The organism is Bacteroides sp. OM05-12, from assembly GCF_003438995.1.
Taxonomy (GTDB): domain Bacteria; phylum Bacteroidota; class Bacteroidia; order Bacteroidales; family Bacteroidaceae; genus Bacteroides.
Map to the genome: position 1 here is coordinate 1 of NZ_QSUN01000041.1, position 19091 is coordinate 19091.

General features: G+C 36.2%; 17 protein-coding genes. 15 read left to right on the plus strand and 2 right to left on the minus strand.

Going from position 1 to position 19091, the window contains the following annotated elements:
- Positions 1 to 173 precede the first annotated feature (173 nt).
- From DXB63_RS17200 to DXB63_RS17220, 5 genes are read left to right on the plus strand one after another with little or no spacing between them, the layout of a single operon-like run.
- Entirely contained in the window at positions 174 to 479 is a 306-nt protein-coding gene (locus DXB63_RS17200) for a DUF4286 family protein (protein ID WP_122127620.1), read from the plus strand.
- Positions 476 to 1045 carry a crossover junction endodeoxyribonuclease RuvC gene (ruvC, locus tag DXB63_RS17205; protein WP_122127621.1) on the plus strand — a complete coding sequence of 190 codons (570 nt, stop codon included), beginning with the start codon at positions 476 to 478 and terminating at the stop codon, positions 1043 to 1045. Before DXB63_RS17200 ends, ruvC begins: the two co-directional genes overlap by 4 nt.
- A 19-nt stretch (positions 1046 to 1064) precedes the next feature.
- Entirely contained in the window at positions 1065 to 1937 is an 873-nt protein-coding gene (locus DXB63_RS17210; RefSeq protein WP_122127622.1) for a DMT family transporter, read from the plus strand.
- A gap of 4 nt (positions 1938 to 1941) precedes the next feature.
- On the plus strand, positions 1942 to 3405 hold the full coding sequence (locus DXB63_RS17215) for an ATP-binding cassette domain-containing protein (protein ID WP_122127623.1): 1464 nt from the start codon (positions 1942 to 1944) through the stop codon (positions 3403 to 3405).
- On the plus strand, positions 3389 to 4447 hold the full coding sequence (locus tag DXB63_RS17220; RefSeq protein WP_122127624.1) for an acyltransferase: 1059 nt from the start codon (positions 3389 to 3391) through the stop codon (positions 4445 to 4447). Before DXB63_RS17215 ends, DXB63_RS17220 begins: the two co-directional genes overlap by 17 nt.
- Before the next feature lie 62 nt (positions 4448 to 4509).
- Here DXB63_RS17220 and DXB63_RS17225 read toward each other — a convergent pair whose 3' ends face one another.
- Complete coding sequence (locus DXB63_RS17225) at positions 4510 to 5943, minus strand: aspartate ammonia-lyase (protein WP_122127625.1); 1434 nt, start codon at positions 5941 to 5943, stop codon at positions 4510 to 4512.
- 228 nt (positions 5944 to 6171) lie between these two features.
- Between DXB63_RS17225 and DXB63_RS17230 the strand changes: the two genes are divergently transcribed.
- The 8 genes from DXB63_RS17230 (at position 6172) to DXB63_RS17265 (ending at position 15164) form a co-directional block, all read left to right on the plus strand.
- Positions 6172 to 7482, plus strand: a complete 1311-nt coding sequence (locus DXB63_RS17230; protein ID WP_122127626.1) for an anaerobic C4-dicarboxylate transporter family protein — start codon at positions 6172 to 6174, stop codon at positions 7480 to 7482.
- A 27-nt stretch (positions 7483 to 7509) separates the two neighbouring features.
- Positions 7510 to 8568 (plus strand): L-asparaginase 2, encoded by a 1059-nt coding sequence (ansB, locus tag DXB63_RS17235; protein ID WP_122127627.1) that lies wholly within the window; start codon positions 7510 to 7512, stop codon positions 8566 to 8568.
- A gap of 92 nt (positions 8569 to 8660) precedes the next feature.
- Positions 8661 to 9848, plus strand: a complete 1188-nt coding sequence (locus DXB63_RS17240; protein ID WP_122127628.1) for a porin — start codon at positions 8661 to 8663, stop codon at positions 9846 to 9848.
- 268 nt (positions 9849 to 10116) lie between these two features.
- Positions 10117 to 11025 carry an FdtA/QdtA family cupin domain-containing protein gene (locus DXB63_RS17245; protein ID WP_122127629.1) on the plus strand — a complete coding sequence of 303 codons (909 nt, stop codon included), beginning with the start codon at positions 10117 to 10119 and terminating at the stop codon, positions 11023 to 11025.
- The gene (locus DXB63_RS17250; protein WP_122127630.1) at positions 11013 to 11954 is read left to right on the plus strand and encodes a GNAT family N-acetyltransferase; all 942 of its coding nucleotides are present in this window, start codon (positions 11013 to 11015) and stop codon (positions 11952 to 11954) included. Before DXB63_RS17245 ends, DXB63_RS17250 begins: the two co-directional genes overlap by 13 nt.
- Positions 11954 to 13057: a DegT/DnrJ/EryC1/StrS aminotransferase family protein gene (locus DXB63_RS17255; RefSeq protein ID WP_122127631.1), complete on the plus strand. Its 1104-nt coding sequence runs from the start codon at positions 11954 to 11956 to the stop codon at positions 13055 to 13057. Before DXB63_RS17250 ends, DXB63_RS17255 begins: the two co-directional genes overlap by 1 nt.
- A gap of 3 nt (positions 13058 to 13060) precedes the next feature.
- Entirely contained in the window at positions 13061 to 14263 is a 1203-nt protein-coding gene (locus tag DXB63_RS17260; protein WP_122127632.1) for a glycosyltransferase, read from the plus strand.
- Complete coding sequence (locus tag DXB63_RS17265; protein WP_122127633.1) at positions 14232 to 15164, plus strand: glycosyltransferase family A protein; 933 nt, start codon at positions 14232 to 14234, stop codon at positions 15162 to 15164. The genes DXB63_RS17260 and DXB63_RS17265 overlap by 32 nt, the downstream gene beginning before the upstream one ends.
- Here the strand turns inward: DXB63_RS17265 and DXB63_RS17270 are convergent.
- The gene (locus DXB63_RS17270) at positions 15153 to 16151 is read right to left on the minus strand and encodes a glycosyltransferase (protein ID WP_122127634.1); all 999 of its coding nucleotides are present in this window, start codon (positions 16149 to 16151) and stop codon (positions 15153 to 15155) included. The two genes, DXB63_RS17265 and DXB63_RS17270, sit on opposite strands and share 12 nt — an antisense overlap.
- Positions 16152 to 16243: 92 nt before the next feature.
- Between DXB63_RS17270 and DXB63_RS17275 the strand changes: the two genes are divergently transcribed.
- Together DXB63_RS17275 and DXB63_RS17280 are read left to right on the plus strand one after the other, a co-directional pair.
- On the plus strand, positions 16244 to 17734 hold the full coding sequence (locus tag DXB63_RS17275) for an oligosaccharide flippase family protein (protein ID WP_122127635.1): 1491 nt from the start codon (positions 16244 to 16246) through the stop codon (positions 17732 to 17734).
- Positions 17735 to 17739: 5 nt separating this feature from the next.
- The gene (locus DXB63_RS17280; RefSeq protein WP_122127636.1) at positions 17740 to 18744 is read left to right on the plus strand and encodes a glycosyltransferase family 2 protein; all 1005 of its coding nucleotides are present in this window, start codon (positions 17740 to 17742) and stop codon (positions 18742 to 18744) included.
- The last annotated feature ends 347 nt before the right edge of the window (positions 18745 to 19091 follow it).

The window sequence follows — 19091 nt, forward strand, 5'->3', positions numbered from 1 at the left end:
TAGAATCAATTATAGAAACAAATAATTAACTGTCCAACTTTTGGGGTGCAGTTCATTTTTGAACTGCACTCCAAAAGTTGAACGGATTTTGGAGATTATTATTCGTAGAAAATCAAACGGGCTCTGATATTATTCCATAATTAACTTTATCTTTGTACCCAAAAGGTAAAATTATGCTGTTATATAATACAACTTATCATGTAGAAGAGGAAGTGGAGAAGAATTTCCTCATTTGGTTGAATGAAGCCTATATCGCAGAGGTAGAGAAAAATGGGGTATTGCATAATCCTCGTTTATGCCGCATACTCAGTCATCTTGAAGAGGGTAGTGCATCGTTTTCTTTGCAATGGGAAGTTGAAGACAGTACGGAACTGCATCATTGGCACATGCAGCAGGGAGCAAAGTTAAATGAGCAACTTTTGGCGGTATTTAAAGATAAAGTGATTGGTATTCCTACATTAATGGAGGTAATTCGATGAACGCTCCGGTTCGTGAGAAGATTATTTTAGGAATAGATCCCGGAACTACGATTATGGGATATGGAGTATTACGTGTTGTCGGTAATAAGCCGGAGTTGGTGACGATGGGGATTATTGATTTGAGAAAATATTCGAATCACTATTTAAAACTCCGCCGGATATTTGAACGGGTAACAGGGGTGATTGAAGCCTACTTGCCGGACGAGTTAGCTATTGAAGCCCCTTTCTTCGGTAAGAATGTACAATCAATGTTGAAGTTGGGGCGTGCACAAGGTGTGGCGATGGCTGCCGCTTTGAGTAGGGATATTCCTATTACCGAATACGCACCTTTAAAGATAAAAATGGCTATTACTGGTAATGGACAAGCTTCGAAGGAACAAGTATCGGATATGTTGCAGCGTATGCTGCATATTCCCAAAGAAAGTTTATTGCCTCAGTTGGATGCTACGGACGGATTGGCAGCGGCTTATTGCCATTTTCTGCAAGCCGGTAAACCGGAAAAGGAGAAGATTTATAACAGTTGGAAGGATTTTATAGCAAAGAATCCGAACAAGGTCAATCGTTGATTCGAAGTATATTGTTGAAATGAAGCGTTTTCAAGGTATTTTATATGCGATGTTATCATCCGCTACGTTTGGAATGATTCCACTTTTTGCAGTCCCCGTGTTGCGCAGCGGAATGAATACGGCATCTGTATTGTTTTATCGTATGCTCTTTTCTGCCCTATTGATGGGATTACTCTTGTTAATCAGAAGGTCAAGCATAAAGGTAACAATTAAGCAGTTTTTTACTATTCTGGGGTTAAGTCTCTTCTATACAGCAAGTTCATTGTTCTTGTTAGAATCATATTTATATATTCCTTCGGGAATAGCCACTACTATACATTTTCTTTATCCGGTATTTGTCACAATGTTGATGGTCGGATTTTTTAAGGAACATTTATCTCGTATAATGACTATTGCCGTAATGATGGCTGTTGGAGGAGTGTGGCTATTGAGTATGGGTGGTGGCGGTGGCTCGATAAGTCTGCCCGGAGTAGGGATGGTACTGATTACAGTTGTTGCTTATGGCTCTTATATAGTAGGTGTAAACCGTTCCTGTGCCAATAAGGTAGATGGATTGGTGATGACTTTTTATGTACTTGCTTTTACAGCAGTGTTTTGTGGCATGAATGTATTTTGGGGGACGGATGGTTTGGAACGGATACCCAATATGTCCGTAGCTATCAACCTGGTGTTATTGGGTTTAATACCGACGCTTGTTTCCAATCTGTTTCTAATCTTGGCTATTCATCGGGTCGGTTCTACTATTACCGCAGTATTGGGGTGCATGGAACCGCTTACAGCTGTCGGTATCGGTATCCTTTTTCTTGGAGAACATATCGGGACTATTCAATATATTGGTATTTTGATTATTTTACTTGCGGTGGCGTTGGTTATTCTTGGTAAAAAGAAATAGGATTATGGAACGAAAGACTATATCGATAGAAGGAGGAATTGTTCGTAATCCTCAGGTAAGATTAAGAGAACCTATTAATTTGTCGTTTATTCCCGGTGAACATATTGCTGTGGTAGGACCAAACGGGGCAGGAAAAAGTTTGCTTATAGATACTTTGTTGGGTAAATATCCTTTAAAAGAAGGTCGTGTGGAGTATGACTTTTCACCTTCGCCTACCAACATGATATATGATAATGTGAAATATATTGCGTTTAGAGATACGTATGGCTCGGCCGATGCTACCTATTATTATCAGCAACGATGGAATGCCCATGATCAGGATGACGTTCCGACTGTTCGTGAAATGTTTGGAGAAATTCGCGATAAAAGTTTGCAGGACGAATTGTTTGACTTTTTTCGTATAAGTCCGATGCTGGATAAAAAAATCATTTTATTGTCCAGTGGAGAACTACGTAAGTTTCAGCTGACAAAGACTTTACTTACCGCTCCTCGTGTGCTTATTATGGATAATCCTTTTATCGGACTTGATGCACCGACTCGTGAGCTCTTAAATCAGTTATTGCTGCGAATATCTCAACGAGAATCTTTACAGATTGTACTTGTACTCTCTATGCTGGATGATATACCTTCGTTTGTAACTCATGTGGTTCCGGTCAGTGATTTGGTTTGCGGACAGAAAATAACCCGTGAAGAATATTTGGATTCTTATATCTCTAAAGGAAAAGAGGGATTGACGGACGAAAAGCGTCAACGTATCATTGATTTACCTTATAATGAATCTCTTTTTACATCGGAAGAAATAGTAAAACTGAATAAAGTGAGCATTCGCTATGGTGACCGCACTATTTTGAAAGAATTGGATTGGACTGTAAAATGTGGAGAGAAATGGGCTCTTAGCGGTGAAAACGGTTCGGGGAAATCTACCCTGCTTAGTCTTATTTGTGCGGATAATCCACAATCGTATGCTTGTGATATAACTTTATTTGGACGTAGGAGAGGTACGGGCGAAAGTATTTGGGAAATTAAAAAACATATTGGTTATGTATCCCCTGAGATGCATAGGGCTTACTTGAAAAATATTCCTGCGATTGAGATTATGGCAAGCGGACTGCATGATTCTATAGGCTTATGTAAACGTCCGCAACCGGGGCAAATGTCTGTTTGCGAGTGGTGGATGGATATTTTCGGTGTTTTAGCTTTGAAAGATAAGCCCTTCTTGCAATTATCCAGTGGTGAACAGCGGCTTGTATTGCTTGCTCGTGCTTTTGTGAAAGATCCGGAACTGCTGATTCTTGACGAACCTTTACATGGTCTTGATACGGGAAATCGTAAATTGGTAAAGGACATCATAGAAATGTTTTGCCTGAGAAAAAATAAAACGATGATTATGGTTACCCACTATCAAAATGAATTACCCGTTTCGATAACAAATAGATTAATATTAAAACCTAATGGTACGGAAATATAAAAACAGGGATTCTAATTTGGAATTGCTTCGTATTTTTTCAATGTTATTTGTTTTGGTGCTTCATTTTAACGGGCTTGCATTGCCATTCCCGACTCATGAAGATTTGTGCCAAGGCATTTCTTTCTCTGAGATATCTCAGATGGCAATTGAGAGCTTTGCTTTAGTGGCTGTGAATTGTTTTATTCTAATTTCCGGATATTTTGGTATCAAGTTTAAGTTGCATAATTTGGTGTCCTTATTTATACAATGTTTCTTTTATTCGGTTATCATCTATTTGATTTTTTGTTTTATGGGGTGGGAGAGCTTCCGCTTAAAAGATTTGTTCTACTCTTTTCTTGCTTTTTCTAATTCTCCCTTGTGGTTTATTCGTGCTTATGTAGGTTTATATTTATTTGCACCTTTATTGAACCGGGCTGTTGATGGGCTATCGCATAAAGAATATATTAGAGTCTTAATTATATTTGCAATTATAAATATTTATTTTGGCTGGTTATGGAAATGGGATATTAATCAGTTTGGATATGGAATATCACAGATGTTATATATGTATGTTATCGGCCGATATTTGAAACATTATGGCATTGAGAGGATTAAAAATGTACATATAAAATCTTTTTGGGGATATATCTTTGGTTCTTTATTATTCCTGATCTGGTCCATTTTACTTCTTTTATATGGAGGTAACTACTTTGATAAATACGTGTACGATTATAATCATCCTATTGTTGTTATTTCGTCTATTTGTTTGTTTTTATGGTTTGCTACTATGAAAATCGGAAAGGAATGGTGGATTAATTGGATTGCTTCATCCGTACTTTCTGTTTACATTATTCATATGAATCCCTATGTTTGGCCTGAATTGAGAGGCTGGATTCTTCAAAGTGTTGAAAATAAAGGGGCTTTTGAACTTTTTATATGGGTATCAATCGTCATACTGGCAGTCTTTATAGCGTGCATAGCAATAGATAAATTGCGTATGTTACTGACGAATCCAGTAGAATGTAAGATAGAACGACTTCTTAAAAAGGTGGGATTAGAATAAAAAATACCTCGTAGCGAGTGATAAATGCTACGAGGTAATAGAGTTAATTATTATATTTCGTTTTATTTCTTCGGTTTAATATTCAACTTGACCGGTTTAATCATATTTTCCGGTTTAAGTATTGTATCCAAATCCTCTTTTGATAAGATTTCGTGTTCTAAAACCAATTCATATACTCCGCGTCCTGTTTCAAGTGCCTCTTTCGCTATTTTAGTAGAATTCTTGTAGCCGATAATCGGGTTCAGAGCTGTTACTACTCCAATACTATCGTGTACATAACGGCGGCAACGTTCTTCGTTGGCTATAATGCCATCTACACAACGGGTACGGAGCGTGTCAAAGCCATTCATTAATAATTCTGCACTCTCAAAACAGCATTGAGCCATAACAGGTTCCATTGCATTTAGTTCCATTTGTGCAGCTTCATTGCACATTGTGACACATAAATCATTACCAATAACTTTATAAGCGACCTGACTCATCACTTCAGGAATAACCGGATTGACTTTGCCCGGCATAATGGAAGAACCCGGTTGCATTGCAGGGAGATTAATTTCACCTAATCCGCAACGAGGGCCGGAAGCTAATAAACGGAGATCATTGCATATTTTATTCATTTTAGTAGCGATACGACGCATAGCAGATGAATACCCAACCATACTAGACGTATCAGAGGTTGCACCTACTAAGTCTTCGGATAGCTTAATTTTTAATCCGGTGATTTTGCATAGTGCTGCAACGCATTTCTCTGCGTATCCGGGTTGTGCGGTAATACCTGTGCCAATGGCAGTTGCTCCCATGTTTACAGTCAGGAAGTCCTCTGCTGCAAAATCCAGATTTCTGATTTCATCGCGTAAGATGCTGGCAAATCCATTGAACGTCTGACCTAACGTCATAGGCACGGCATCTTCCAGTTGGGTACGTCCCATCTTGATGATATGTTCAAATTCTTTAGCTTTCTTCTGGAAAGAGTCAATAAGCTCTTCATAATGTTTTTTCAGTTTCAGGTGTGTATAATACATTCCGATATGGATACCTGTCGGATAAGCATCATTGGTAGATTGCGCACAATTAACGTGATCGTTTGGAGAGCAGTATTGGTATTCTCCGCGTTTGTGTCCCATGAGTTCAAGAGCACGGTTGGCTATTACTTCGTTGGCGTTCATGTTTACTGTCGTGCCTGCGCCTCCTTGAATCATGTCAACAGGAAATTGCTCATGATGCTGACCTTCAATGATTTCATTACAGGCCTTCAGGATCGCTTCAGTCATTTCATCCGAAAGCAAGCCCAATTCATGGTTTGCTATTGCTGCTCCGGCTTTAGTGATAGCCATACCTTTGATAAACAAGGGGTATTCATTCAAGTGAAATTTACTGATGACAAAATTTTCAATGCCACGCATGGTTTGTACCCCGTAAAGTGCTTCTTCCGGCACTTCTTTACTTCCTAATAGATCGCTTTCTGTACGCGTCTTTTTTGTTGATTCGATATCCATGATAGAATATATTTAATGGTTAATTTATTTAATAATACACCTATAACCAGAAGACGAAATTAATTGTTTTGAAAGTAATAACCTTTATTATATAGTTAATAAACTTTAACCAGAATCGATTATCTCCAATATATTTATGATTTTAGTAACAAAATGAAACTTAAATAAATTTAGGGAATAAATAAACCAATTAGATTTTCTTTTGTTACATATTAAAAACAAACCGACATGATATTACAATTAGCTTTTGTATTAACTGCAATTATTGTGGGTGCCCGTTTAGGAGGCATCGGGCTCGGAGTTATGGGAGGTATCGGGCTTGCCATATTGACATTTGTATTCGGACTCCAACCAACGGCACCTCCGATCGATGTTATGTTAATGATTGTAGCTGTGATTTCGGCTGCTTCATGTATGCAAGCTGCCGGTGGATTGGACTATATGGTGAAGTTGGCGGAGAAACTTTTGCGTAAGAATCCTTCTCATGTTACTATTCTTAGTCCGTTGGTCACTTATTTGTTTACGTTTGTTGCCGGTACAGGGCACGTTGCTTATTCTGTACTTCCGGTGATTGCAGAAGTTGCTACGGAAACAAAGATTCGTCCGGAACGTCCGTTAGGTATTGCGGTAATCGCTTCCCAGCAGGCAATAACCGCTAGTCCTATATCTGCTGCAACTGTGGCTTTACTAGGGTTACTGACCGGATTTAATATAACTTTGTTTGATATACTGAAAGTTACTATTCCGGCTACATTGATTGGAGTGTTAGTGGGTGCACTCTTTTCTATGAGGGTAGGCAAGGAATTGGTTGATGATCCTGAATACCAACGTCGTGTAACAGAGGGTATTTTAGAAGATAAGAGACATACTATTAAGGATGTGAAGAATATAAAGCAGGCGAAACTTTCTGTCTTTATCTTTATTCTCGCCACAGTACTGATTGTTCTGTTCGGGTCTTTTAGCGGTATGAGACCTTCATTTGTGGTGGGTGGAGAAACGGTTATGCTGGATATGCCTTCCATTATTGAAATAATAATGCTGTCGGCTGCGGCGATTATTTTAATTTTTTCCAAAACAGATGGAATAAAAGCAACGCAGGGTTCGGTCTTTCCGGCAGGTATGCAGGCGGTGATTGCCATTTTCGGTATAGCATGGATGGGGGATACTTTCTTGCAGGGGAATATGGCGGAGCTGACTGCTTCCATAGAAACGGTGGTACGACAAATGCCCTGGCTTTTCGGATTGGCCTTATTTGTAATGTCTATCCTTTTATATAGTCAGGCTGCAACCGTGCGTGCCATTGTTCCGCTAGGTATTGCGCTTGGGATTTCTCCTTATATGCTTATTGCTTTATTCCCGGCAGTGAATGGTTATTTCTTTATACCTAATTATCCAACGGTAATAGCTGCCATAAATTTTGACCGCACCGGTACGACGAAGATTGGTAAGTACGTGCTGAATCATTCTTTCATGATGCCGGGACTGGTAGCCACTTTTGTTTCTATTGCCTTGGGGCTGCTGCTTATTCAAGTTTACTAATATATATTTAACCAAAACTTTGTAATTATGGAAAGATTAAGAAAACTGACTCTGTTGCTCGCGGTGGTGGTATTATCCTCTTTCACCGCGCTGGCGCAAAAGCCGAATATTGTGATTCTTGCTACCGGTGGTACAATTGCCGGTACGGGTGCATCTGCTACGGGAACTAACTATACAGCCGGACAAGTTGCTATCAGTACTTTGTTGGATGCTGTTCCTCAAATAAAGGATATTGCTAATGTGACCGGAGAACAGATTGTAAAGATTGGCTCTCAGGATATGAATGATGATGTGTGGCTGACATTGGCAAAAAGAATTAATGAGTTATTAAAGCGTCCGGATGTAGATGGCATAGTCATTACACATGGAACCGATACGATGGAAGAGACCGCCTTTTTCCTGAATTTGACCGTAAAGAGTGATAAGCCGGTGGTGTTGGTTGGAGCAATGCGTCCGTCAACGGCTCTTAGTGCTGATGGTCCTTTGAACCTATATGATGCTGTGGTAGTAGCCGGAGCAAAAGAGTCCAAAGATAAAGGTGTTTTGGTTGCCATGAACGGACTGATTCTCGGTGCTCATGCCGTGACAAAAATGAATACGGTGGATGTACAGACTTTCCAAGCTCCTAACTCCGGTGCTTTGGGATACATATTGAATGGAAAAGTATATTATAATCAGATAACATTGAAGAAACATACAACTCAATCTGTGTTTGATGTAAATGATATGAAGTCGTTGCCTAAAGTGGGAATTGTATATAGCTATTCCAACATTGAAGCAGATATGGTGACTCCGTTGCTTAACAATGGCTATCGTGGTATAATCCATGCAGGAGTAGGAAACGGTAATATTCATAAGAATATCTTCCCTGTGTTGGAAAAAGCCCGTAGGCAAGGTATTCTTGTCGTTCGCTCTTCACGCGTGCCGACGGGCCCTACTACGCTTGATGCCGAAGTAGATGATAATAAGTATCAGTTTATCGCTTCCCAGGAATTAAATCCACAAAAGGCAAGAGTACTGTTGATGCTGGCACTGACCAAAACGAATGATTGGAAGAAGATCCAAGAATATTTCAATGAATATTAATATCTGAAACTCTGTTGCAGAGATATTGATGATTCTGTAAAAGCCTGTAACGACAGGTAGAAAAAAATAAACCTAAACCAATTTTGACTAGTATGAGAAAACTAATGTTTCTTTTACTTCTAGTTGGACTATTGCCTTATGCGAACGCCCAACAGAAAGTAGAGAAGAAGGGATTTATGGAAGATAAAACCCTTTTTGAGGAACTTACCAATATGAAAAAGAAAACGGATAAGTTCAACTTGTTTCTTAATATGCAAGGAAGCTTTGATTTGAATTTCCGTGACGGACTTGATAACGGTAGTTTTAAAATGCGTCAGTTGAGGATTGAAGCGAAAGGGCAGATCACTCCTTGGTTATCTTATCGTTATCGTCAGCGTTTGAACCGTTCTAATGACGGTAGTGGCATGATGGATAATGTGCCAACCTCTATCGATTATGCAATGATAGGTGTGAAGCCGATAGAAGACTTGACTTTTAATATAGGAAAGCAGTGTGCTGCGTATGGTGGCATCGAATTCGATTTAAATCCGATTGAGATTTATGAGTATAGTGATATGATTGACAATATGAGTAATTTTATGACCGGACTGAATACGATATATGATCTTACCCCGACACAGCAACTTCAACTCCAGATATTGAATAGTCGCAACGGTTCCATGGAAAGTACCTATGGCGTATCCCCGGATATACGTCCGTCGAAATTGCCGTTGGTATATACCTTGAATTGGAATGGAAGCTTTAGCGATGTATTTAAAACCCGTTGGTCTGCTTCTGCCATGAGTGAGGCGAAAGATAAATGGCTGTATTATCTGGCTTTCGGTAATGAGTTGACTTTAGATAAGTTCAATATGTTTGTAGATGTGATGTACTCCAGTGAGGATATAGATAGGGAAGGCGTTATAACATCAATAGTACCTAAAGATATGCTGGGTAATGAAGAGACCGGTTACCATCATGCTTTTGATACCCGTTATCTTTCTTTGGTGGCAAAGCTGAATTATCGTTTTCTTCCGAAATGGAATGTATTTGTAAAAGGAATGTATGAAACTGCGTCCGTTGCAAAAGCAAACGAGGGAATTGAGAAAGGGAAATACCGTACATCATGGGGCTATCTTGCCGGAATAGAGTATTATCCGATGAAGACAAATCTTCATTTTTTCCTCACTTATGTGGGCAGGTCCTATGATTTTACGAATAAAGCTGAGGCTTTTGGCTCATCAAACTATAATACGAACAGACTGTCGTTGGGATTCATCTATCAATTGCCTGTATTCTAGTAATATACGTGCCATATCCAATAACGTCCTTACGAATTAAAAAAACGTAAGGACGTTTGTTTTTAATCGACCGTATGTTTAAATGCAAAGGACCGTATGTTTGAAGACAACGGACCGTATGTTTATAAAATGCCATCAGTGCGTCTCTTTTATAATGTGGAATATTCTTGTCATTCCCGTTTCTTTTGAAAAACTTTCTTCGTTTTTATCGTTATTTACGGAGTAATCTCTATCTTTGTGGGTATAGTAGAACTTAAAGAAGGCATAAATGCAAGAAACGGGAAATATATCAGATCAACGAAAGGAGCGTTTCATCCAGCTTCCCAAGATAATAGACGATAGGGGAAATCTTTCGTTTATAGAAGAGAATTTCCATATTCCTTTTAAAATAGCCCGTACTTATTGGATATATGATGTTCCGGGTGGAGAAATTCGTGGGAGCCATGCTTTTCGTGAGCAAGAGGAATTTATTGTTGCACTCTCCGGTAGTTTTGATTTGGTATTGAATGATGGCAAGGAGACACGTCGTTATTCTCTGAACCGCTCCTATATGGGAGTATATGTTCCTCGAATGACTTGGCGCACGATGGAAAACTTTTCAACCAATTCACTTTGCCTGGTTCTTTCCTCCATGCCGTATGATCCGAGTGATTACATTTGGGATTACGACTCATTTATAAAGGAATTAAAAAGCAAAACGATACTTTCAGTTCGGCAGCAGACTGATATCAGTCCGTTATTATCGGCTTACAATTCTCCGGTTACTACGGTATACAACTGCAATGTATTTGAGTTGCCGAAAGAACATAACCGTGCGGGAAACTTGACGGCACTGAATAACGGGGTGGAAGTCCCGTTTGATGTGAAAAGGATATATTATACTTATGATATCCCCTCCGGTGCTACACGTGGAGGACATGCACATCGCGGCCTTTGTCAATATCTGATTGCTGCAAGTAGTAGTTTTGATGTACTTTTGGATGATGGATGCAACAAAAAACTGATCCATCTGGATCGTCCGAATTTTGCTTTGCAGATCGTACCCGGTATTTGGCGTGAGTTATTAAACTTTTCGTCTGGGGCCATCTGTATGGTTCTTGCCTCAGAGAAATATGATGAATCGGATTATATCCGTGATTACCAAGACTTTTTATCTTTTAAATCATGCAAATTGTAAGATATACGAAAGAATATAAGGATGCGTGGGATACTTTTGTAGATAAATCAAAGAATGGTACTTTTCTATTGAAAAGAAATTTTATGGAATACCATTCGGATAGATTTAGGGATTGCTCTTTTTTATTCTTTGAAGGGAATAAATTGCTGGCGCTTCTTCCGGCAAACATCAATGAAGATACTTATACGCTCTATTCCCATCAGGGGTTGACGTATGGGGGGCTGTTACTGTCACGGGAAATAATGGCGTGTCAGGTTTTGCAGCTGTTTGATGAATTGTTGGCCTATTTGCACGAAAACCTTCAAGTGGAGAAACTGATTTATAAACCGATTCCCCATATTTACCATAACTATCCTTCGGAAGAGGACTTGTATGCATTGTTCCGTCATAAAGCTGTTTTGCAGCAAAGGTTACTTTCGTCTGTAATAGATAAAAAGGATGTTATACCTTTTAGCCGTATTCGTAAACGGCACATTCGTAAAGCACAGGAGGCAGGAATGACGGTTTGCGGCTCGACGGACTTTACAGCTTTCTGGAAGATCTTGAATAATAGATTGTCCAGTAAGTATCATGTTAACTCGGTTCATACACAAAAAGAAATAGAATATCTGTACTCCCTGTTTCCGGAACAAATTCAATTATTTGAAGTTCGTATTGGAGAGGTGGTAGTGGGAGGTTGTGTCATTTTTATAATGAATGACCTGATACATATACAATATAGTTCGGCTACAGAAGAAGGTATGGAGCTTGGTGCCTTGGATTTACTTTTTTATCATGTTACATACGAAGTATGTCCGGAGAAACGTTATATCGATATAGGGAACTCTAATGAACAAGGGGGATGGGTATTAAATGAAAACTTAATATTCAGGAAAGAAACTTGTGGGGCACGGGCGATTGTTTTTGATACTTATGAATTGAACTTATAATGATTAAATTTCTGGATATAAAGCGGATTACGGATTCTTTTGAACCGGAGTTGTCACAGGAAGTACAGCGTGTGATAAGCTCCGGATGGTATCTCTTGGGAGAAGAAGTGAAGAAATTCGAGGATAATTTTGCTTCCTATTGTGGTACATCATATTGTATCGGTGTAGCCAACGGACTGGATGCTTTGACCCTTATCCTGAGAGCTTATATAGAATTGGGTGTTATGAGTGAAAGAGATGAAGTGATTGTTCCTGCCAATACATTTATCGCATCAATTTTAGCTATAAGCAATAACAATTTGACTCCGGTCCTTTGTGAGCCTTCATTAGATGATTATTTGATAGACACTGCTAAAATAGAGTCTCTTGTAACAAAGCGTACAAAGGCTATTATGGTGGTACACCTTTATGGACAGACAGTGGATATGGATGAGGTGAATCGGATAGCGAACAAATATGGTTTGAAAGTTATTGAAGATTCAGCCCAAGCCCATGGTGCTGTTTATAAAGGCAGGAGAACCGGTAATTTAGGAGATGCATCCGGGTTTAGTTTTTATCCGGGAAAGAATATTGGCGCTTTAAGCAATGGTGGGGCAGTGACCACTAACGATAAAGCTTTGGCAGATACGATCAGGGTTATAGCAAATTATGGAGCTTCTGAGAAATATATTAATTTATATAAAGGTACCAATAGCCGTTTAGATGAAATTCAATCGGCTATATTAAGTGTGAAGTTGAAACGTTTGGATATTGATAATGATAGAAGGAGGGCTATTGCAAAGAGTTATTTAAAAAACATATCTAATCCTGAAATCATATTACCGATAGTCAGAGATTGGGAGAGTAATGTCTTTTATGTTTTCCCTATCCGTTGTAAGTATCGTGATGAACTGCAAAAATATCTGAGAGCACAGAACATCGAGACATTGATACATTATCCGATTCCTCCACACAAACAGGGAGCTTACAAAGAATGGAATAATAAATCTTATCCCATTACAGAACAAATACATGATGAAATATTAAGTTTGCCTGTTAGCCCGGTTATGACGGATGAAGAAGTTGAGGTTGTGATGAATGCGGTAAATAAATTTAGTATGTAAGCAATGAAAATATGTTATATTGTAGATAGTTCTGAGGAAAAAAAAATGGGACTTTTTTACGCTGTTCATAATAGGATAAAAAAGTTTCAAGAACATAATCACAATATAGAAGTATATTCTATAAGGAAATATCATTCTTCTTTGCTTCGATTTATAAGAACCTTGTTTAAAGTTGAGGTAAAGAAAAGAGGGAAAAAGGAATTTGTGTATGATAGTATTGTTTATCATAATATCTGGTACTGTGAAACTCTTATTTCCTATATATTAGAAAAACTTTCATATCCGGATTTGTTTTATTTGTTATATGTAAAAGGCTTTGTAAAGAACAGGAAAAAGGATTCTCCTGATTTAATAATTGCTCATTGGGGATTAGAATGTGGACTATTTGCAATGCAATTATCCAAACTTTTAAATAAACCATTTGCCGTTTGTTATCATGGCTCTGATATCCATTCATCACCTTTGTGCTGGAAGAAAACCCTGAAACGGGTAATGAAACAGGCTTCTGCTAATATTTTTGTTAGTCGATATTTATTAGGAATAGCACGGACTTTCTATCAAATTAATAATTCATATATTGTATGTAATGGCTTTGATCCTACTATTTTTTATCAGCGAACATTAGAAGAAAAGAAGCAGATTCGTGAAAACTTGAAAATATCAGGAAAAATAGTTGCTTTTTATGGAAATTTAGAAATAGTTAAGCGAGCAGATCTTTTGCCTTTTATATTCAGTGAGATAATAAAAAAAGTAGAAAACGTTTCTTTTTGGATAGTAGGTGATGGCTCTTTGAGAAAACAAATAGAGATTGAGTGTAATGATAACTTGTTGAATGTAACCTTTTGGGGTAGGGTTTCAGCGATGAAAGTTGCTGAACTAATGAATGTATCAGATGTTTTAATTCTTCCAAGCAAAAAAGAGGGTTATCCGCTTGTTCTATTAGAAGCCTTAGCCTGTGGAACTGTTTGTGTATCGAATTCTGTGGGAGGAATTCCTGAAATATTATCTGATTCTTATTTAGTAGATGATCAAAAACTTAATTGGAAGGAGCTTTTTGTGCAAAAAGTTTGTGATGTCCTTTATGGTAGAGTAAATGTTGTAGAAAGTAAGACATTTAATACATGGGAAGATGTTTATCAACAAGAATATGTGTTATTCAATAAGATTATAAGAAATGAGGATCTCAATTGTTATTCCTGTTTATAATAGAAGTAATTTATTATTGCGTACTCTTGATACTATCTGGAGGCAGACTTATAGACCTTTGGAGTTGATTTTGGTTGATAATGGTTCTACTGACTTAACACTTCAAATTTGTAAAGATTATCAGGCAAAATATAACTCGGACGATTTTGTCATTACAGTTTGTCAGGAATTGAAAGCCGGTGCTAATGCAGCTCGTAATAAAGGGCTTAGTCTCGTGAAAAGTGATTATGTATCTTTTTATGATTCAGATGATGAAATGATGGAAAATCGTATGGAATTAATTGCAAATAAAATAAAAGAGACAAATGCTGATATTATAGCTACTATTAGCACGATTAGAAGAAATAAGGGTAGCTTTATTCGTAATAAATTATATTCTTGTACGGTAGAGGACCAAATATTGGTTGGTATGTTAAGTACGCAGGATATGGTTGTTCGTACTACTCTTGTTAAAAATGTTGGAGCTTGGGATGAAACAATTTTTCGTTGGCAAGATTGGGAATTGGGTATTCGTTTATTATTGCATTCACAAAAGCTCGTATGGGTTAAAGATATTTCACTGGATTATATAAATCAACATGAAAAGAGTATAACAGGCTTGAGCTTTTCTAATAGTTATGACTATTTGATACATGCAATAGACAGGGCGACAATAGTCATTAAGAAAAGTAATTATGTAAAGAAGATTTCTTGTTTGGCATTGTTATATTATCGTAGGCTTTGGCTGGCAGGGTTGCTTTATCAGGAAAAACAATTTGCATTAAATCAGAAGTGCTTAAAGAGTGCTGAATATGAAAAACCTGCCTCTTTATGTCTGCGCATATTATTCCAACTACTTTATTTTTATATAAAGTGTGGTGGAAGAGGAGCATGGAAGCTTGTTAGGATTTTAGTGAAGTAAATGTGTTTTTATATATCTGAATAGTTTAGACAATAATTTATTAGATGCTATTAATAAGTGAAATCTGACTTGTAATGTTGGACGGTAATTTGTTTTTTTGTATATGTCAATGATTTTGTTTTGTTCTTCTTTCAAATTTAATATAGTTGTCAAAGATAATAGTGGAATATAATATATTGTCATAAACTCTTTGCATTTAGATACTTTAAATTTAAATTGATTCATAAGATTCATTCGTAGTAAGAATGCTCCATATGTATATGAAAATTGTTTGGTTAAATCTTTTTGTCTACTAATTGTATTTGGTATTATCCGATATGCTGTTGTTTCTATATCCTCATAATAAAAATCACCTTCTTTAAGAAGAAAGAAAGTTAACTGGAAATCCTCACAAGTATATATTGGATTTCTGAAATATTCAGTATGTTTATTATAACTATTTAAGAACGCACTCATTCTGAAACAAGATGTGCCGACAAAGATAAATGGATGCTCATGCTGATTTAATAACTCATAAACATCATCTTGATAGGTTCTTATATGCTTTTGGGGCTTATTATTTAAAAATGTCTGTCTATTATGAATGAAAGTATTTGAATCTTGAAGATAATGAGAGTAATCAGTATAAGTGAGTGAAGCGTTAGGGTTATTTTCTAAGATTTCAACCTGCCGATGTAGTTTATATTCATCAGTCCAAAAATCGTCACCAGCACAGTCTGCAATATATTTGCCCTGACAGAGTAGCAATGTGTCAAAATAATTATTTAATAGTCCTTTGTTCGTTTTATTAGCAATAACTCTAATATTATTAGGATATATTTTCTGATAGTGGTTACATATTTCCAATGTTTTATCAGATGAACAGTCTTCTCCTATTACGATTTCGAAAGGGAAATTGCACTTTTGATTGATTGCTCCTAAAATAGCTTGTTCGATATATTTTTCTTGATTATAAGTAATAATGAGAACGGATACTACTGGTTTCATTTTATAGTGAAATGTTTTTGCAAAAATATAAAATAGGAATGATATCTTTTTAATATTCTGATAATAATTATCTTTGCATATTAATAATTTTAATGGTGGAGAAACAGCAAAAAAAAGAGGAATATGCCCAAATAGTGAAGTCTACAGGGCTTTTGGGTGGAGTACAGGGTATAACTTTATTTGTTTCTTTAGTGAAAAATAAAGTAATAGCCGTATTATTAGGAACTTCTGGAATAGGTTTGATTTCGGTTTTGAATTCGATTATAACAATGGTTGGTAGCTTTACGAATATTGGTATTTCCTCAAGTGCAGTACGCGAAGTTGCAGAAGTAATAGATCAAAAGGATAATCTACAATTAGTAATAAAGAAAGTTCGTAATTGGTCTGCATTGACAGCTATTATTGGTACATTGATAGGTTTAATTTCTGCACCACTACTAAGTGTTTTGACCTTTAATAATTATGATTATACTTTTTCTTTGATGATGTTGTCTCCTGTTATTGGATTAACTTCCTTCTCAGGAGGTGAATTGGCTCTTTTAAAAGGCATTAGGAGGTTAAATCAAATAGCTTTAATCTCAATCTATGGTTCTATTTTAGTTATTTGCATATCTATTCCTTTATATTGTTGGTTAGGAATGGAGGGTATTGTATCTTCACTTTTATTCAGTGCTATTGCCATGGCTTGTCTTACAGCTCATTATAGTTTTAAATATATGCCATTGAAAATATCTGATTATTCCTTTGTTTATCTTAGAAAAGGATCAAATCTTATAAAATTAGGTATTTCTATGGTTTTTGCTGCTATTTTAGGTTCTTTGGTTGAGTATATAATCCGTTTAATAATGCTTAAATCCGGTGATACTTCAATGGTTGGTTTATATAATGCAGGTTATGCCATTGTAGTTACATATGCTGGTTTAATTTTTGTAGCGATGAGTACAGATTATTTTCCTCGTTTATCAGCTGTGAATCGGGATACAAAACAAATGATGATTTTAATTAATCGGCAAATTGAGATAACACTTTTATTAATTACTCCTGTTGTTGTGATATTGGTATTATTTTCTCCTTTGATAATCCCACTTTTATATGCGGACAGTTTTTTGCCTGTAGTTGGAATGATTCAATTTGCTTCTCTAAATCTTTTATTGAGAGCATTTATTTGGCCAATAGAATATGCAGCGTTAGCTAAAGGTGACTCATTATTATATTTATTTCAAGAGTTCTCTTATAATGTATTCTTTGTGTTAGTATTTTTATTAGGGTATGATTTCTTTGAAATAAAAGGAGCAGGTTTAGCTTTATCTGTTTCTGCTATATTCAATCTAATTGTTGTTTCTTTAGTTGGATATTTTAGATATGGTTATATAATCTCTAAAGAAGTGTTCAATATTGTATTATTAATTATTCCTTTTTATGTTTCGGCAATTATTATAATTCTATTGAATATTTCAGGAATACTATATTGGGGTATAAGTTCTATATGTGTTATATCTTGTTTATCGTTATCTCTTTATTTATTAAATAAAAGTACAGATATTATTCCTGTTTTATTTAATAAGATATTGAAGAAAAAATAAGTTTTATGAATTATAAGATTTCAATATTAGTAGCTGCGTACAATGCGGAAAAATATATAGGGAAATGTCTTGATTCATTAATTAATCAGACATTGCGTGAAATTCAAATTATTTGTATTGATGATGCTTCAACAGATGGTACTCTTTCAATTCTTCGTCAATATAAGGAAATGGATTCCAGAATCTATATTTTGGAGCAAAAAAATAATCAAGGACAAGCCAAAGCAAGGAATAGAGGTTTATCAATTGCTTCTGGAGAGTTTATTGCCATGGTAGATAGTGATGATTGGATTGAGTTGGACGCTTTTAGTAAAATGTATGGATTAGCTATGGAATATCCTCGTACAGATGCTGTATTATTTAATGTATTATATTATATACAAAATACAAGTGAAATAATTCCTTATAAAATGCGTGTAATGAAAGACCATTTTTCAGGAGAAGATGCTTTGTCTCTGAGTCTGGATTGGAGTATTCATGGCTTATATATGATAAGAAATGATATTCACCAGAAATACCCATATGACGATACGAGTAAACTGCACAGTGATGATAATACTTCTCGTATTCACTTTTTGCATTGTCGGGAGGTTCGTCTTTCTGATGCAATTTATTATTATCGGCAACATATAGATTCAATGACAAAGAAATGTAGTATTTTTCATTTTGATTTAATGGATGCTGGCTTAAATTTGAAAAAAACATTGATAGCAGAAAGAGTAAACGAAATAATTATATCAAAACAAGAAGACATACGTTGGAAAAATATTATTGGAGAATATTCATATTTTTTAAAATATAGAACTGTATTTTCTAAAAAAGAACAAGAATATATATTGGATAAGTTCCGTTTTCATCTAAGTCAGATTGAAATAAATAGGTTAGATTTCTGTTTGCGACATAAATTAGGTTATATACCTTTTCGTAATCATTTTAAATTATTTTGTATGGAGGTTACTTTGTATCTGAAATTGCAGAAAATTATTCATTTATTAAGAGGTATAAAATGACGTAATTATATACTTTATTGTACCAAGTGTTGTATATAGTTGCGAGTTCTTTTACCTCAAACGAGAGGGTGACACGGAGAGGACAGAAGCAAATCCCGATGCTGTTTTTCCGATTCTCAGAAAAATTATCATTGGTAATACCATTGTACAATTCGGCTCAAAGCTAAAGATTGAGGAATGGCTTTGGGGGGTAAAATCAGGTTGGGCAATCGGCAAAAGTCGTGTGCCGTTGAACTTAACAGAGAGATTAATTTTATTAATCTCTCCATACACATGGTCCCGAATTTTGGATCAACGTAAAACCCTGATGGATTTCCTATTATGCATATAACTTAGTTAATCTGTAC

Coding starts and splice junctions, on each gene's coding strand:
- DXB63_RS17200 (WP_122127620.1), top strand. CDS start 174: ATGCTGTTATATAATACAACTTATCATGTAGAAGAGGAAGTGGAGAAG.
- ruvC (WP_122127621.1), top strand. CDS start 476: ATGAACGCTCCGGTTCGTGAGAAGATTATTTTAGGAATAGATCCCGGA.
- DXB63_RS17210 (WP_122127622.1), top strand. CDS start 1,065: ATGAAGCGTTTTCAAGGTATTTTATATGCGATGTTATCATCCGCTACG.
- DXB63_RS17215 (WP_122127623.1), top strand. CDS start 1,942: ATGGAACGAAAGACTATATCGATAGAAGGAGGAATTGTTCGTAATCCT.
- DXB63_RS17220 (WP_122127624.1), top strand. CDS start 3,389: ATGGTACGGAAATATAAAAACAGGGATTCTAATTTGGAATTGCTTCGT.
- DXB63_RS17225 (WP_122127625.1), bottom strand. CDS start 5,943: ATGGATATCGAATCAACAAAAAAGACGCGTACAGAAAGCGATCTATTA.
- DXB63_RS17230 (WP_122127626.1), top strand. CDS start 6,172: ATGATATTACAATTAGCTTTTGTATTAACTGCAATTATTGTGGGTGCC.
- ansB (WP_122127627.1), top strand. CDS start 7,510: ATGGAAAGATTAAGAAAACTGACTCTGTTGCTCGCGGTGGTGGTATTA.
- DXB63_RS17240 (WP_122127628.1), top strand. CDS start 8,661: ATGAGAAAACTAATGTTTCTTTTACTTCTAGTTGGACTATTGCCTTAT.
- DXB63_RS17245 (WP_122127629.1), top strand. CDS start 10,117: ATGCAAGAAACGGGAAATATATCAGATCAACGAAAGGAGCGTTTCATC.
- DXB63_RS17250 (WP_122127630.1), top strand. CDS start 11,013: ATGCAAATTGTAAGATATACGAAAGAATATAAGGATGCGTGGGATACT.
- DXB63_RS17255 (WP_122127631.1), top strand. CDS start 11,954: ATGATTAAATTTCTGGATATAAAGCGGATTACGGATTCTTTTGAACCG.
- DXB63_RS17260 (WP_122127632.1), top strand. CDS start 13,061: ATGAAAATATGTTATATTGTAGATAGTTCTGAGGAAAAAAAAATGGGA.
- DXB63_RS17265 (WP_122127633.1), top strand. CDS start 14,232: ATGAGGATCTCAATTGTTATTCCTGTTTATAATAGAAGTAATTTATTA.
- DXB63_RS17270 (WP_122127634.1), bottom strand. CDS start 16,151: ATGAAACCAGTAGTATCCGTTCTCATTATTACTTATAATCAAGAAAAA.
- DXB63_RS17275 (WP_122127635.1), top strand. CDS start 16,244: ATGGTGGAGAAACAGCAAAAAAAAGAGGAATATGCCCAAATAGTGAAG.
- DXB63_RS17280 (WP_122127636.1), top strand. CDS start 17,740: ATGAATTATAAGATTTCAATATTAGTAGCTGCGTACAATGCGGAAAAA.